The organism is Citrobacter amalonaticus (assembly GCF_037053465.1).
GTDB classification, from domain to species: Bacteria; Pseudomonadota; Gammaproteobacteria; order Enterobacterales; family Enterobacteriaceae; genus Citrobacter_A; species Citrobacter_A amalonaticus_H.
Window position 1 is genome coordinate 1 of record NZ_JBALIF010000021.1, and the last position, 14305, is coordinate 14305.

The window sequence follows — 14305 nt, forward strand, 5'->3', positions numbered from 1 at the left end:
AGAGTCCGAAGGATTTTGCGCTGAGACAAGGCGGCAAACGCAGCGACGGAAGGAGCATACATGAGTATGTGACTGACGCTCGCCAGAGCAGCCAACGCAGTATCAGCACAAAAGACACAGGACAGAGTATAAAGAATTTGCCTGGCGGCTGTAGCGCGGTGGTCCCACCTGACCCCATGCCGAACTCAGAAGTGAAACGCCGTAGCGCCGATGGTAGTGTGGGGTCTCCCCATGCGAGAGTAGGGAACTGCCAGGCATCAAATAAAGCGAAAGGCCCGGTCGAAAGACCGGGTCTTTTTGCGTTATGTGAAAAATCGCCGGATGGCGGCTTCGTCTTATCCGGGCAGGTGGCGGAGCGAGACGCCGCTGTAGCGTATATGCAATATCGGATATGCCCGTCCAGGGCTAAGCTTTCTCCTAAATTCTTTTCCTGCTAATTAAAACCGTGATCTTTATCCCACAACAACTAATAACAATTATATAACATTTAATTCACTAAAAATAACATAAAGCACAACCAACGAGCACAATCGGTTCTTTGGCAGGAGAGTAATTCTGATGACTGAAAGCAGTGTAACTGCGAACGGGTCACTGACTGACAGTGATACCCGCCGTCGTGTATGGGCAATTGTGGGGGCCTCATCCGGGAATCTGGTTGAATGGTTTGATTTCTATGTCTACTCGTTTTGCTCACTCTATTTTGCCCACATCTTTTTCCCCTCCGGAAACACCACCACTCAGCTATTACAAACCGCAGGTGTTTTCGCTGCCGGGTTTTTAATGCGTCCCATCGGCGGTTGGTTATTTGGGCGAATTGCCGATAAGCATGGGCGTAAAAAATCTATGCTCCTGTCTGTTTGCATGATGTGTATGGGGTCGCTCGTGATCGCCTGCCTGCCAGGTTATGAAACGATTGGAACCTGGGCGCCTGCGCTGTTGCTGATGGCGCGTTTGTTTCAGGGCTTATCCGTCGGTGGAGAATATGGTACCAGCGCAACCTATATGAGTGAGGTCGCTGTAGAAGGTCGGAAAGGATTTTATGCGTCTTTTCAATATGTTACGCTCATTGGCGGTCAGTTGCTGGCATTGTTGGTTGTGGTTGTTTTACAGCAAACGATGGAGGATTCCGCGCTCAGGGAGTGGGGCTGGCGTATTCCGTTTGCCTTAGGCGCGGTGCTGGCAATTGTTGCGCTTTGGTTGCGTCGCCAGCTTGATGAAACGTCGAAACAAGAGACGCGTGCGCTGAAAGAAGCAGGGTCATTGAAAGGATTATGGCGTAACCGCAAAGCATTCATCATGGTGTTGGGCTTCACAGCAGCAGGATCGCTGTGCTTCTACACCTTCACTACGTACATGCAAAAATATCTGGTTAACACGGCAGGCATGCATGCGAACGTTGCCAGCGGAATTATGACGGCCGCGCTGTTTGTTTACATGCTGGTGCAACCATTATTTGGCGCGCTGTCCGATAAAATTGGCCGTCGTACCTCCATGCTATGCTTTGGCGCGCTGGCAACGTTGTTTACGGTGCCGATCCTGACTGCGCTTCAGAACGTGACTTCACCTTACGCGGCGTTTGGCCTGGTGATGTGTGCCTTGCTGATCGTCAGTTTCTACACTTCCATTAGCGGTATTCTGAAAGCGGAAATGTTTCCGGCACAGGTTCGCGCATTAGGCGTGGGGTTCTCTTATGCCGTGGCGAATGCGCTGTTTGGCGGTTCTGCGGAATACGTTGCGCTGTCGCTGAAATCTGTGGGTATGGAGACGTCATTCTTCTGGTATGTCACCGTTATGGCGATCGTGGCGTTTCTGGTCTCATTGATGTTGCATCGTAAAGGAAAAGGGCTACGTCTTTAATAGTGTGCCATTTGCCAGAGCGCATAGCCGGTGGTTGCACCGGCGACATCCCAGGCAAAATCTTTCCAGCTCCAGCCGCTCCCCGCCGGGCGGCTATCCCAAAGTTCTTTGGATGCGCCAAGACTTACCGAAAACATCAAACCAACAACGGCGCTTCGATCGTGGTTTATTCCCTGATGCTGCGCATATTCATTACCCGCGGCTGAAAGCATCGCGGACGCGATGAAATGCTGAGCCTTGTCCTGCCCGCTCCAGTTGTCCTGCGCCATATGGCTACAGCCAGACAAACTCAGTGTCATAAAAAGAAACAGAACGCGCACCGAACCCTCCATAGAAAAACCCCCGTACAGGACGAGGGATTGCTTACAGAATGCGGCTGATCAGCTTGTCGATTCGAATGCGACGCAGTCGACGAATGAGCTTGCGAACTTTGACCGGGTAGTCGGCAATGCTCTGCAGGTCACGATAGTGCTTAACGATCGTCGTATGGGTTCGAATCAGCGCCAGCTCTTTTTCGCGCTGTAAAGCCAGTTCCTGCTTAGGATCGTGAATCAGGATCGCATTTTCCAGATCCAGTCGCCAGGCGCGTGGATTAAGGTTATTCCCGGTCAGCAGCATCCATGTATCATCGACCCACATGCCTTTGAGATGATAGGTATTGTCGTCATCTTTCCACAAGCGAACGACTAACTGATCGGTGTTCACGTAATACTGCAATCGGCTCAGGAAACGACGCAGGTTAATCTCATAGAGATAAGGCAGTGCGCCGATAATTTTAAAAGGCTCATTTTCCGGAATATAAAAGTCGTTCGCGGTTTTATCTCCCACGATGATTTCAACTTTCTTACCTTCGCGCAGCAACTGGATGATATTGCGCACAAGAATCGCCGGCAGGTTGAAATAAGGGGTACAGATCGTGAGCTTATGCTCTGCGCAGGGCATAAGATGGAAAATAGTTTTGTTAAGCAGGCTGGATTTACCCAGACCGACCAACGGCGTGACGGATAACTGTTCATTATCGGCATCGCCCTGAAAATGGTAAGCCGCATCACGTAGCTCCTGGCGATACAAACGAATATCGTTTTTAATCTCCGGGCTTTTGGGGCGTTGCGTATTGTCCAGGCGATTGACGCCACGACCATTCATCAGGTTTTGGGTTACCCATTCAAACATGATGTCGGCCATACGGGCATTGCGGATCAACTGATAACGGTCATAGCGATATTTATCGTGTTGATGCAGATAGACATCGTTCAGACTTGCACCGCTGTACAGGACGCTGTCATCAATGATAAAGCCTTTGAAGTGAAGTACGCCGAGGGCTTCGCGGGTGTTGATCGGCACGCCGTATACCGGCACATCAACTCCCGGGTTTTCATGCGCCATCCGGCAATACCAGTCGGCATTGGTATTGGATGCCGCGACCCCAATGCGTCCACGCTGCGCGCGATGCCAGTCGACAAGCACCCGGACATCCAGCTCAGGCCGCTGTCGTTTCGCCTCGTAAAGCGCGCTGAGAATGCCTTTGCCGCCATCATCCTGCTCCAGATACAGGGCAACAATGCAAATACGCTGTTTCGCGCTGGCTATCTTTTCCAGCAGCGTTTCCCTGAAATTAGCGGGAGCATAAAAGAAATCGACATCATCAACTGATTGAGAAATCTTTGGTAGTTGGGCAAGGTGTTGTTGATGTTTATTGCGTTTAAATTTAGACAACATCACAGTGCATTTCTTCTCTGTTCATTGAAGGGTCCTCTGTGCAATGCAGACGACTTAAGCGGGTAATAATAACACTGTCCCCGTTAAAGTGGTCAACATTTCCAGTATCTTACTTACAATTCCCTGGGCGGGGCCAGATTCAGCGACAGCCCAACGATGCCCTCTTCAAGCTGGATATCGACGTTAAAGCCAAGTTTACGGGCCAGCGCGATCATACCGCGATTGTTTGGCATCGTAATACCATTCAGACGTTGAAGTCCGTGATCTCGTGTATAGGTAATCAATTTTTCCAGTAGCCGACGACCTAATCCTAACCCTTTAAGATCGGAACGAACCAGCACGGCAAATTCCGCATCGATATTATCCGGATCGGAGATTGCGCGCGTCACGCCAAGAATTTCTTCCGTTTGTTCAACGCGCCGCACGGCAACAAAGGCCATTTCCCGATCGTAGTCGATCTGCGTCATGTTAGCTAAATCTTCATGAGTAAATTCATTGATCTCGCTGAAATAACGGTAATAAAGATCTTCTTTTGTAACCTGGGAAATGAACTGCTGAAGCTGAGGTTCATCTTCCGGCAGAATAGGGCGAAACAGGCAGTGTTCACCATTTTTCATCTCCACCCACTCTTCAAGCTGATGCGGATAGGGACGAATGGCGAGTCGGCTTTCGTTATCACCCTCGAAGGGGGCGATATCCAGCGTGACATCAAGAGCGGTAAATTCGCCCGCTGAAGCCAGCAGCGGGTGAATATCCAGACGCTGGATCTCGGGGCAGTCCACAACCAGGTTGGACACCCGCACCAGAAGCTGGCTTAACCCCGCAACATCCAACGGACGTAATGCGCTGCGGCCACGGATCCTTTTATTCTTAATCCCCTGAATCACGAGATAGCGTGCCAGGTTCATGTTCAACGGAGGTAACGCAACTACCGCCTGCTCTTCTGGACGCCACTCAACGCCTCCTTCACCGAGCATAATCAAAGGACCAAAGACGGGATCCTGCTCAACCACCACACGCAGTTCCTGCGCACCTGCACGGTTTGCCATACTTTGCACCAGCAGTCCGTGGATCCGCGCCTGCGGCCAGGCCATTTTCACACGATCAATAATCGCATTCGCCGCCTGCTGAACTTCGTTTGCCGTTCGCAGGTACAGCATCACCCCCTGAACTTCGGACTTATGTGGGATATCAGGGGAACGCAGTTTCAGCGCCACCGGGTAGCCAATTTGTTCAGCAATATGTACAGCCTCGGTACTGTCACTCGCAATCCAGGTCGGGAGCGTATGTAAGTCATACGCCTGCAAAATAGGCTGAACTTCGTGGGTATCAAGTGAGGTCGCACCCTCGGCAATCGCCTGCTGAAGAAGGTCATGCGCCTTTGCGGTATTGGCCGTCAGATTGCCCGGTAGCGCGGGCGTTTCCCGTAGCTGCTTCTGATTACGCCGGTACTCGACCATGTGCATAAATGCAGTAATGGTGCCTTCCGGTGTGCGATAGGTAGGTAACCCCGCCTCGCTGAACAGTCGACGCGCTTCCTGTGAGGAATATTCCCCACACCAGTTAGTCAACAGCGAGATAAACTTGCCGCGTGGATGATGCTTGACGGTTTCAATTAACGCCTGTGCGGTCTCGGTACCAGGTGCGGCGGCACTCGGAGAATGAATCACCATCAGCGCGTCAGCATCCTGGCTGGCGAGCAGAATGTCCAGCGCATGGGTGTAATGCGCAGTACTGGCATCGTCACGCAGATCCAGAGGGTTGGCGATCTCAACATGATCTGGCAGGATTTCACGCAGTTTCCGGGCTGTCTCTTCACTTAAGGCGGTCAGTTTACCGTTGCGTGACCAGAGCTCATCCAGCGCTAACGCCGCAGGTGCGGCGCCATTACTGATAATCATCAGCCTGTCGCCACGCAGAGGGCGCATATGGCTGAGGGTTTCCACCGCAGAAAAGAGTTCATGCGTATCCTGGACGCGCAGCAAACCGGCGCGCTGGATGGCGGCATCCCACGCGGGGTCCATTCCGGCGCTGGTATGCAATAGACGCTGTGCCGCCGGGCTTCGACCACTCTTAATCACCAGGATCGGCTTATTGCGTGCGGCGCTACGCGCGGCAGATACAAAGCGGCGCGCGTCGCTGAGATGTTCGAGGTACAGCAATATCGCGCTGGTTTTGCTGTCGCGCGCCAGATAATCCAGCAGTTCATCGACATCGATATCCAGGCTGTCACCGAGTGCAATAAAATAGGAAAACCCCATCTCGCGCTGCTGGGCCCAGTCAAGAATAGTGTTAGACACGGCGGCCGACTGAGAAATAAACGCGAGCTTACCGCGTTTTATGGGAACGGGGGAAAAACTGGCGTTCAACCCCTGCCACGGTGCAAGAAGCCCGAGACTGTTGGGTCCAAGCAAACGCATTTTATAACGCTGAGCGCAGGCAAGTAATTCCTGATGAAGCGGTGCAGGCGCAGAAAGAATAATGCAGGTTTTACAGCCTTTTTCGCCTAATGCTTCCAGCAATGCCAGATTTCGACTGGCATTGGTGCATAACACGGCGAGATCGGGGGTAAAAGGCAGGCTGGCAATATCGGGCCACGCCAGGACGCCTAATACGGCCTTCCAGGCGGGCGTGACGGGTAAGACGGGGCCATTAAAACCTCCAGCCAACAGGTTGCGCATCATCAGGTAACCCGCCCGATTGGGCTTCATTGATGCACCGATAACTGCGATCGATTTTGGTCGCAGAAGCGCTTCCAGTCCTCGCTGACTCATTCCGGTTTCCCTTTGCGCAGTAGTGACTGAATGATTCTAAACGCTTTCTTCGGATTCTGCTGTGACGCTTCCCTGATGTTGGGTTTTTCCTGCGAGATAGCGTGTTTTAAAGCGGGTAAAATGTTCACCAAGACGCTCTGCCGCAGCATTATCGCCCGCCAGATCCAACAGCGCGATGGCGACTTCAGCCGTGCAGTATTGTCCTTCGGCATGAATTTCACGCAGGTGATAGGCTGACAGTCGTGATAAATCGACCGAGATAACCGGCAGGTGATCAAGCCAGGGGCTTTTGCGGAACATTTTACGCGCTTCCGGCCAGGTACCGTCGAGCATAATAAACAACGGCGGTTTACCTGACGACGGCGTAAAAATAACCTCACGCGTGTCTGTGGCATAAGACGCGGGGAAGACCACCATTGGCTGATAGTCCGGGTTTTTCACCAGATCCAACAAGGCCTGCGGCGGCGCCGTTCGCGACCACTGAAAGGCGGTGGTCTCCGGCAAAATATCGGCGATAAGTCGCCCGGTATTGCTCGGTTTCATCGGTTCAGTATCAAACATTACCAGACAGAAACGGCTCTTTGCGTGGGACGGCGACAGCGTATTGCACAGGCAGAGTTTCAACGGGAGCAAACAGCGCTGACAGCGACGAATGCGATTTCCCCGGGCGAGAAAAGGTCGTGTGGCGCGCGCCATACGTTCAGCGCGAAGCGTGAGAACTGCGTTTTCAGTCATAAGAATGTGTTGAAAAACGCTATTGTCGCAGAGGAGAAAACGGGGCACAAGATGCGCCCCGATGAGATTACAGTGATTCGTTCAACCAACTGTCAAACGGCGCTTTAGGGACCGCGCCATTCAGCATGTCGACAACCTGACCGTGTTTGAAAATCATAATGGTCGGAATACTACGGATACCAAAGCGGGCGCTTAACTCATGCTCTGCTTCCGTGTTGACTTTCACAAAGCGAACTTTGCCGCTGCGTTCTTCGGCGACATCTTCAAAGACGGGCGCGAAATTACGGCACGGACCGCACCACGGCGCCCAGAAGTCGATCACCACAGGCAGATCGTCTTTGAGCAGTTTATCCAGCGTTTCACCGGTCGCATTAATCACCTCGCCGTCGAACAGGTCGTGGCCACAGCGTCCGCATTTTGCCGCATCCTCAACCCGATCGTCGGGAATGCGGTTGATGGCCTGGCAACGGGTACAAACGGTATTCATAACTAACCTCTGGATGAATGAATGGATTTTCGGGCAATCCTGCCGGTATGTTTCCAGTATGTTACATATTATTGGTGAGACTGTTTTAAACAGCAATGCGTTTTATTCAATGAGTACAATAGTCATAAGCTTTTAAATGAAATCATGGCTAACCGGGAGCACATCGGGTAATCTGCGCGCTTCGCGCAGCGCTGGTGGAGAAAAGCATGAACGATGAATTGAAAAACAAAAGCGGCAAGGTCAAAGTGATGTATGTCCGCAGTGATGATGATTCTGATAAACGTACCCATAACCCGCGTACCGGGAAAGGTGGCGGTCGTCCAGGAAAGTCTCGTGCTGACGGTGGCCGTCGCCCCGCCCGCGATGAAAGACCCCCTCAGAGCCGCGATCGCAAGCGTGAAGATTCCCCGTGGCGGACAGTGTCTCGTGCGCCAGGCGACGAAACGCCTGAAAAAGCCGATCACGGTGGTATCAGCGGTAAAAGTTTTATCGACCCTGAAGTCTTACGTCGTCAACGTGCGGAAGAGACCCGCGTTTACGGTGAAAATGCATGTCAGGCGCTGTTCCAGAGCCGTCCGGAAGCCATTGTCCGCGCATGGTTCATCCAGAGCGTCACCCCGCGCTTTAAAGAAGCATTACGCTGGATGGCGGCAAACCGCAAAGCGTATCACGTAGTGGATGAAGCTGAGCTGGCGAAAGCCTCGGGTACCGAGCACCACGGCGGTGTCTGCTTCCTGATTAAAAAACGTAACGGCACGACCGTGAAGCAGTGGGTGAGCCAGGCGGGTGCGCAGGACTGTGTGTTAGCGCTGGAAGATGTTTCCAACCCGCACAACCTCGGCGGCATGATGCGTAGCTGTGCGCACTTTGGCGTGACAGGCGTGGTGGTGCAGGATGCGGCTCTGCTGGAATCCGGCGCGGCGATCCGTACTGCGGAAGGCGGCGCAGAACATGTTCAGCCGATTACCGGCGACAGCATTGTGGATGTTCTGGATGATTTCCGCCAGGCGGGTTACACCGTGGTGACAACCTCCAGCGAGCGCGGTAAGCCGCTGTTTAAAAGCGAACTGCCTGCGAAAATGGTGCTGGTGTTAGGTCAGGAATTCGACGGTTTGCCGGACGCGGCGCGTGATGCCAGCGATTTGTGTGTGAAAATCGATGGCACGGGTAACGTTGAAAGTCTGAACGTCTCCGTGGCAACCGGTGTATTGCTCGCCGAATGGTGGCGTCAGAATAAAGCCTGACAGGGAAAAGCAGACAACCGATAAAATGCCCGATGGCGCAAGTTTATCGGGCCTGGAAAGATGGTATCACGTATCGGTATTACAATCTGATGTAGAGGCCGGATAAGGCGTCTCCCGCCATCCGGCAAGACCTTTACAGGGGTTGTTAACTATTTGAAGCCAGCGGAATCGCTGGCTTTTCTTTTATTCGCTTTCTGCTGGCAATACGGGCATCCAGTCGATTGGCTTCTCTCCACGTTGTTCCAGCCACTGGTTCGCCAACACAAAATGGTTACAGCCAAAGAATCCCCGATGCGCTGAGAGCGGTGACGGATGCGGCGCTTTAAGAACATGATGGCGTTGCTTGTCAATGATCGCCCCTTTCTTCTGCGCATGAGAGCCCCAGAGCAGGAAAACCACGCCTTCGCGATGTTCATTAATCAGGCTAATCACTTTGTCGGTGAACGTTTCCCAACCCAGACTGGCATGAGAGTGTGCCTGGCCCGCCCGAACTGTGAGTACCGTATTGAGCAATAACACGCCCTGGCGCGCCCAGCTTTCAAGATAACCATGCGCGGGACGCGTAAAACCGGGAACAGATCCCTCCAGCTCTTTATACATATTCAACAACGAGGGCGGCGGGGCAATTCCTGGTCGCACAGAAAACGCCAGACCATGTGCTTGTCCAGGACCGTGGTACGGGTCCTGTCCCAGGATCACGACTTTGACGTCACCCAGCTCGGTGAAGCGGAACGCATTAAATACATCTTTTTGCGGTGGATAAATCGTCATTCCGGACTGACGTTCACCCGCGACGGTATGCAGCGTATTGATAAAGTAGGGCTGCTGTTTTTCTTCAGCCAGCACATCGTGCCAGGTTAATTCAGTGGCCATCTCGCTCTCCTGCGAATTCTCAATCGTCATAGCTTAACTGCTTCTGTCGGTGGCGCAACATCCTCTCCTGAATAACGCATGTTAAGCGATTAATTAAGTTGAAAATTTGTGTAAAAAGTTGATGCGCGCACACCGCGTAAGTTGATGTAAAACAATAAATTCACTACATCACCACAGTTGTGGTGTGGTTTTTGTTGATTTAAATCAAAGAATCAAGGGTGTCAGGGGGGTATATATACACTCAAGCAACAATGGTTTTACCAATTGGCCGCGAGCCGGCCAACCCTAATCAAATAATTTTGCCGGGGAGGCATCACATGATTACAGGTATCCAGATTACTAAAGCCGCCAATGACGACCTGCTGAATTCCTTCTGGCTGCTGGACAGCGAAAAAGGCGAAGCACGCTGTATCGTAGCCAAAGCAGGTTTTGCAGAAGATGAAGTGGTTGCGGTAAACAAACTGGGTGACATTGAGTACCGCGAAATCCCGATGGAAGTGAAACCGGAAGTGCGTGTGGAAGGCGGTCAGCACCTGAACGTTAACGTTCTGCGCCGTGAAACGCTGGAAGATGCGGTTAAACATCCGGAAAAATATCCGCAGCTGACCATCCGTGTTTCTGGCTATGCGGTGCGCTTTAACTCTCTGACGCCGGAACAGCAGCGCGACGTTATCGCACGTACCTTTACTGAAAGCCTGTAAGGTTCAGCGAATCAAAAAAAACGCCGGGATTTCCCGGCGTTTTTTTTATTCTTCGTTTGTCTGCTGTGCTGTAGTTGCGCCACTCGGCTTACGGCGTTTACCAATATTTTTGGTATCGCGATGGCGTTTCTTCACACGCGGTTTCTCTTTTTCTTTCTCTTTTTTCTTCTCTTCACGTTTGGCGAGCGCTTTCTTCGACGGTTTGCCCGTCATTTTTTCACTCGGTGCGCGTGAGGTCGGACGCAGTTCATCAATGACGCGGGGCTTCAGCGGTTCTTCGACGTAGCGACCAATTTTCATCAGCAACAGATGATCGTGCGCTTCAACCAGCGAAATCGCGGTGCCCTTACGACCTGCGCGGCCCGTACGGCCAATGCGGTGCAGGTAGGTGTCTCCACTTCGCGGCATGTCAAAGTTAATCACGTGGCTCACGTCAGGAATATCAATCCCACGGGCCGCAACATCGGTCGCAACCAGGACGTTAACGCGGCCATCGGTAAGACGTTTGATACCTTCGTTACGTTTGATCTGCGCCATCTCACCTTCGAGATAACAGTTATTGATCCCCGCCAGGCGCAGCATCTCAGCTAACTCATGCACACGCTCGCGTTTACGGACGAACACGATAGTGCGCGTGGCGTCATCTTGTTTTAACAGATGTTTGAGCAGTTCAAATTTGTGTTCGAAGTTATCCGCCCGGTAATACCACTGGTGGATCTTCTTACGTTCGCGGGTCGATGGATTCGCAGAGACTTCAACCGGATCTTCCAGCAGACGCTCAGCAAAATCTTTAATGGCATCGCCTTCCAGCGTGGCAGAGAACAACAGCGTCTGTTTACGCCAGCGCGTTTCACCGGCAATGTGCTCGATGTCCTGGGCAAAGCCCATATCAAGCATACGATCCGCTTCGTCGAGGATCAGCGTTTCCACGGCGCGGCAGTCAAAATTCTCTTCCTTAATATATTGCAGCAGACGCCCGGTGGTCGCGACCACGATATCCTGGTTTTCGCTGAACACCTCGGCGTGGTTCATATAAGCGACGCCGCCGGTGATGGTCGCGATATCCAGATGGGTGTTTTTCGCCAGTTCACGGGCGTGATCGGCTACCTGCATCGCCAGTTCGCGCGTAGGAGTGAGGATCAGAATGCGCGGCGGCCCGGATTTTTTACGCGGAAAGTCGAGCAAGTGCTGCAACGCGGGCAGCAGATATGCCGCCGTTTTACCGGTGCCTGTCGGCGCAGAACCGAGTACGTCACGGCCTTCGAGCGCAGGCGGAATGGCGGCAGCCTGAATGGCGGTCGGGCGAGTGAAACCTTTTTCCTGGAGGGCATCCAGCAGGCTTTCATCGAGTTCGAGTTCGGAAAAAGTCGTTACAGTCATGTTCTACCTCTGTGTGGGGCGCTGATTATAGACGTTACGGCTGTAATCTTCATCTGTTTGTATGGATATCGCTTCTCAGGTATTGTTTTCTCCAGGTGCTGTTGCCGTTTTTCCTGCAAGGTTTTTAATTCATGCCTCAGTCTACATCCGTTCAACGTCGTAATGGATTTACGTTTAAGCAGTTTTTTGTCGCGCATGATCGTTGTGCCATGAAAGTCGGAACGGACGGCATTCTGCTGGGGGCGTGGGCGCCGGTGGCTGGCGTTAAGCGGATACTGGATATTGGTACCGGCAGTGGGCTGTTGGCGCTAATGCTGGCCCAGCGAACCGATCAAAGCGTCACTGTCGATGCCGTCGAACTGGATGGTGACGCCGCCGCGCAGGCGCAAGAAAACATCGCCCAGTCACCGTGGGCGGATCGAGTGGCGGTTCAGGCGGAAGATGTTCAGTCCTGGGCGGAACGTCAGACCGTCAAATATGACCTTATCATTAGTAATCCGCCTTATTACCAGCAGGGCGTCGATTGCGCCACGCCGCAGCGTGAACAGGCGCGCTATACCACGAGTCTGGATCATTCCACGCTGCTTTCCACCGCGACAGGGCTTATTACCGAAGAGGGGTTCTTGTGTGTGGTACTGCCGGAAAATGTTGGCAACATCTTTACCCGGCAGGCGCTGAGTATGGGGTGGCATTTGCGCTTACGGACCGATGTTGCCGAAACAGAAGCGCGATTACCGCATCGGGTACTGCTGGCATTCTCCCCAAAACAGGGGGAGTGCTTTAGCGACAGACTGGTCATTCGCGGGCCGGATCAGCGTTATTCCGAAGGCTATACGGCGCTGACCCAGGCATTTTATCTGTTCATGTGAGCGTGTAGCGGCGAAAGCACCGACGGCCCTGACTCTGCCAACAACGCCGGATAATCGAGCGTATAATGCAGACCCCGGCTCTCTTTGCGCATCATGGCACAGCGTACAATCAGCTCGGCGACCTGAACCAGGTTGCGTAGCTCCAGCAGATTATTTGAGACGCGGAAATGGGCGTAATACTCGTCGATCTCCTGCTGTAACATCGTGATGCGACGCAGGGCGCGTTCCAGTCGTTTGGTGGTGCGCACAATGCCCACGTAGTCCCACATAAATAGCCGCAGTTCATGCCAGTTATGCTGGATAACGACCAGTTCGTCAGGGTTATCAACGCGGCTTTCATCCCAGGCGGGCAGGGTACTGACGCCTCGCGCATAAGGCATTCTTCGGTCGATATCTTCCGCTGCGGACCAACCGTACACCAGACACTCCAGTAATGAGTTTGAAGCCATCCGGTTCGCTCCGTGCAGACCGGTGTAGCTCACCTCACCGATGGCGTACAAACCATCCACATCGGTACGGCCAAAGTCATCCACCATCACGCCGCCGCAGGTATAGTGCGCGGCGGGGACAATGGGAACCGGTTCTTTAGTCAGGTCGATCCCAAGGCCGAGTAATTTCTCATAAATCATTGGGAAATGCTGGCGTACAAACGCTTCGGGCTTATGGCTGATATCAAGGAACATACAGTCCGCGCCAAGGCGTTTCATTTCATGGTCGATCGCTCGGGCGACGATATCGCGCGGTGCCAACTCTGCACGTTCATCAAAGTCCGGCATAAAGCGTGTACCATCCGGACGTTTGAGATGCGCACCTTCGCCGCGCAGCGCTTCTGTGAGCAGGAAGTTGCGCGCCTGAGGATGGTACAGCGCCGTGGGATGGAACTGGTTGAATTCGAGGTTGGCGACCCGACATCCTGCACGCCACGCCATGGCAATTCCGTCGCCGGATGAAATGTCCGGGTTGGTGGTATATTGATACACTTTGGATGCGCCACCGGTCGCCAGCACAACAGATTTTGCATGGCAGGTTTCTACCGCCTCTTTATTCCGGTTCCAGACCCATGCGCCGACAACCCGACGCGTACCCGGCAGGCCGATTTTGTCAGAGATGATAAGATCGACGGCGTTACTGCGTTCCAGCACCCGGATGTTCGGATGACTTTGCGCTTTGCTGACCAGCGTGGTTTCTACCTCTTTGCCAGTGGCGTCAGCGGCATGCAAAATGCGGCGATGGCTATGACCACCTTCCCGCGTCAGGTGATAGCTCTCTTCGCCGTTAGGCTGAACCTGGGTATCAAACAGCACCCCCTGATCGATAAGCCACTGTACACAGGGTCGAGCGTTGCTGGCGACAAATTCCACCGCATGGCGATCGCAAATCCCGGCGCCGGCAATCAGCGTATCTTCCACGTGTGAATCAATGCTGTCGGTTTCATCGAACACGGCGGCAATTCCACCTTGTGCGTAGAAAGTGGAGCCTTCGCTGACGGGACCTTTGCTCAGGACGATGACCTGATGTTTTTCGGCAAGTCGCAGCGCCAGGGAGAGTCCGGCAGCGCCGCTACCGATAATTAACACGTCACAAGAAAATTCTGGAGTGGTTTTCATGATGTTTGTTTAATTTACTAAACAGTGTTTGGTCAGCATAGCACCACAATGCGCGATTC

Annotated in this window: 12 protein-coding genes and 1 rRNA gene; 5 read left to right on the forward strand and 8 right to left on the reverse strand. The window is 53.0% G+C overall.

Translation table 11 applies throughout. The features are described from left to right. Nucleotides 1–140: 140 nt before the first annotated feature. Nucleotides 141–256 (forward strand): 5S ribosomal RNA (rrf, locus tag WB371_RS21680). Nucleotides 257–558: 302 nt separating this feature from the next. After that, nucleotides 559–1857, forward strand: coding sequence for an MFS transporter (locus WB371_RS21685; protein ID WP_336222059.1), 1299 nt, complete (start codon nucleotides 559–561; stop codon nucleotides 1855–1857). Here the strand turns inward: WB371_RS21685 and WB371_RS21690 are convergent. The 5 genes from WB371_RS21690 to trxC all read right to left on the reverse strand — a co-directional run bounded on the left by WB371_RS21690 (nucleotide 1854) and on the right by trxC (nucleotide 7572). Continuing rightward, entirely contained in the window at nucleotides 1854–2177 is a 324-nt protein-coding gene (locus WB371_RS21690) for a YfiM family lipoprotein (protein ID WP_336222060.1), read from the reverse strand. The two genes, WB371_RS21685 and WB371_RS21690, sit on opposite strands and share 4 nt — an antisense overlap. A 43-nt stretch (nucleotides 2178–2220) precedes the next feature. Continuing rightward, the gene (pssA, locus tag WB371_RS21695; RefSeq protein WP_336222098.1) at nucleotides 2221–3576 is read right to left on the reverse strand and encodes a CDP-diacylglycerol--serine O-phosphatidyltransferase; all 1356 of its coding nucleotides are present in this window, start codon (nucleotides 3574–3576) and stop codon (nucleotides 2221–2223) included. Nucleotides 3577–3689: 113 nt separating this feature from the next. Beyond that, a complete protein-coding gene (locus WB371_RS21705) occupies nucleotides 3690–6350 on the reverse strand; it encodes a bifunctional acetate--CoA ligase family protein/GNAT family N-acetyltransferase (RefSeq protein ID WP_336222061.1) in 2661 nt (886 codons plus the stop codon). Nucleotides 6351–6386: 36 nt separating this feature from the next. Further along, nucleotides 6387–7085, reverse strand: coding sequence for a tRNA-uridine aminocarboxypropyltransferase (gene tapT / locus WB371_RS21710; protein WP_336222062.1), 699 nt, complete (start codon nucleotides 7083–7085; stop codon nucleotides 6387–6389). Between the two features lie 67 nt (nucleotides 7086–7152). Further along, complete coding sequence (gene trxC / locus WB371_RS21715; protein WP_336222063.1) at nucleotides 7153–7572, reverse strand: thioredoxin TrxC; 420 nt, start codon at nucleotides 7570–7572, stop codon at nucleotides 7153–7155. A gap of 206 nt (nucleotides 7573–7778) precedes the next feature. Between trxC and WB371_RS21720 the strand changes: the two genes are divergently transcribed. Further along, nucleotides 7779–8816, forward strand: a complete 1038-nt coding sequence (locus WB371_RS21720) for a tRNA/rRNA methyltransferase (protein ID WP_336222064.1) — start codon at nucleotides 7779–7781, stop codon at nucleotides 8814–8816. A gap of 183 nt (nucleotides 8817–8999) precedes the next feature. Here the strand turns inward: WB371_RS21720 and ung are convergent, their stop codons facing one another. Next, entirely contained in the window at nucleotides 9000–9689 is a 690-nt protein-coding gene (gene ung, locus WB371_RS21725) for a uracil-DNA glycosylase (RefSeq protein ID WP_336222065.1), read from the reverse strand. Between the two features lie 317 nt (nucleotides 9690–10006). Between ung and grcA the strand changes: the two genes are divergently transcribed. Then, a complete protein-coding gene (grcA, locus tag WB371_RS21730) occupies nucleotides 10007–10390 on the forward strand; it encodes an autonomous glycyl radical cofactor GrcA (RefSeq protein WP_042291706.1) in 384 nt (127 codons plus the stop codon). 45 nt (nucleotides 10391–10435) lie between these two features. On the opposite strand, the gene srmB is transcribed toward grcA, so the two are convergent. Continuing rightward, nucleotides 10436–11770 carry an ATP-dependent RNA helicase SrmB gene (gene srmB, locus WB371_RS21735; protein WP_336222066.1) on the reverse strand — a complete coding sequence of 445 codons (1335 nt, stop codon included), beginning with the start codon at nucleotides 11768–11770 and terminating at the stop codon, nucleotides 10436–10438. Nucleotides 11771–11901: 131 nt separating this feature from the next. Here srmB and trmN point away from each other — a divergent pair, with 131 nt between their 5' ends. Further along, a complete protein-coding gene (gene trmN, locus WB371_RS21740; protein WP_336222067.1) occupies nucleotides 11902–12639 on the forward strand; it encodes a tRNA(1)(Val) (adenine(37)-N(6))-methyltransferase TrmN in 738 nt (245 codons plus the stop codon). On the opposite strand, the gene nadB is transcribed toward trmN, so the two are convergent. Next, the gene (gene nadB / locus WB371_RS21745) at nucleotides 12624–14246 is read right to left on the reverse strand and encodes an L-aspartate oxidase (protein WP_336222068.1); all 1623 of its coding nucleotides are present in this window, start codon (nucleotides 14244–14246) and stop codon (nucleotides 12624–12626) included. The genes trmN and nadB overlap by 16 nt on opposite strands. Nucleotides 14247–14305: the final 59 nt, after the last annotated feature.

Excerpts from the sequence above, each read along its gene's own strand:
- WB371_RS21685 (WP_336222059.1), top strand. The coding sequence starts at position 559 with ATGACTGAAAGCAGTGTAACTGCGAACGGGTCACTGACTGACAGTGAT.
- pssA (WP_336222098.1), bottom strand. The coding sequence starts at position 3,576 with ATGTTGTCTAAATTTAAACGCAATAAACATCAACAACACCTTGCCCAA.
- WB371_RS21705 (WP_336222061.1), bottom strand. The coding sequence starts at position 6,350 with ATGAGTCAGCGAGGACTGGAAGCGCTTCTGCGACCAAAATCGATCGCA.
- tapT (WP_336222062.1), bottom strand. The coding sequence starts at position 7,085 with ATGACTGAAAACGCAGTTCTCACGCTTCGCGCTGAACGTATGGCGCGC.
- trxC (WP_336222063.1), bottom strand. The coding sequence starts at position 7,572 with ATGAATACCGTTTGTACCCGTTGCCAGGCCATCAACCGCATTCCCGAC.
- WB371_RS21720 (WP_336222064.1), top strand. The coding sequence starts at position 7,779 with ATGAACGATGAATTGAAAAACAAAAGCGGCAAGGTCAAAGTGATGTAT.
- ung (WP_336222065.1), bottom strand. The coding sequence starts at position 9,689 with ATGGCCACTGAATTAACCTGGCACGATGTGCTGGCTGAAGAAAAACAG.
- grcA (WP_042291706.1), top strand. The coding sequence starts at position 10,007 with ATGATTACAGGTATCCAGATTACTAAAGCCGCCAATGACGACCTGCTG.
- srmB (WP_336222066.1), bottom strand. The coding sequence starts at position 11,770 with ATGACTGTAACGACTTTTTCCGAACTCGAACTCGATGAAAGCCTGCTG.
- trmN (WP_336222067.1), top strand. The coding sequence starts at position 11,902 with ATGCCTCAGTCTACATCCGTTCAACGTCGTAATGGATTTACGTTTAAG.
- nadB (WP_336222068.1), bottom strand. The coding sequence starts at position 14,246 with ATGAAAACCACTCCAGAATTTTCTTGTGACGTGTTAATTATCGGTAGC.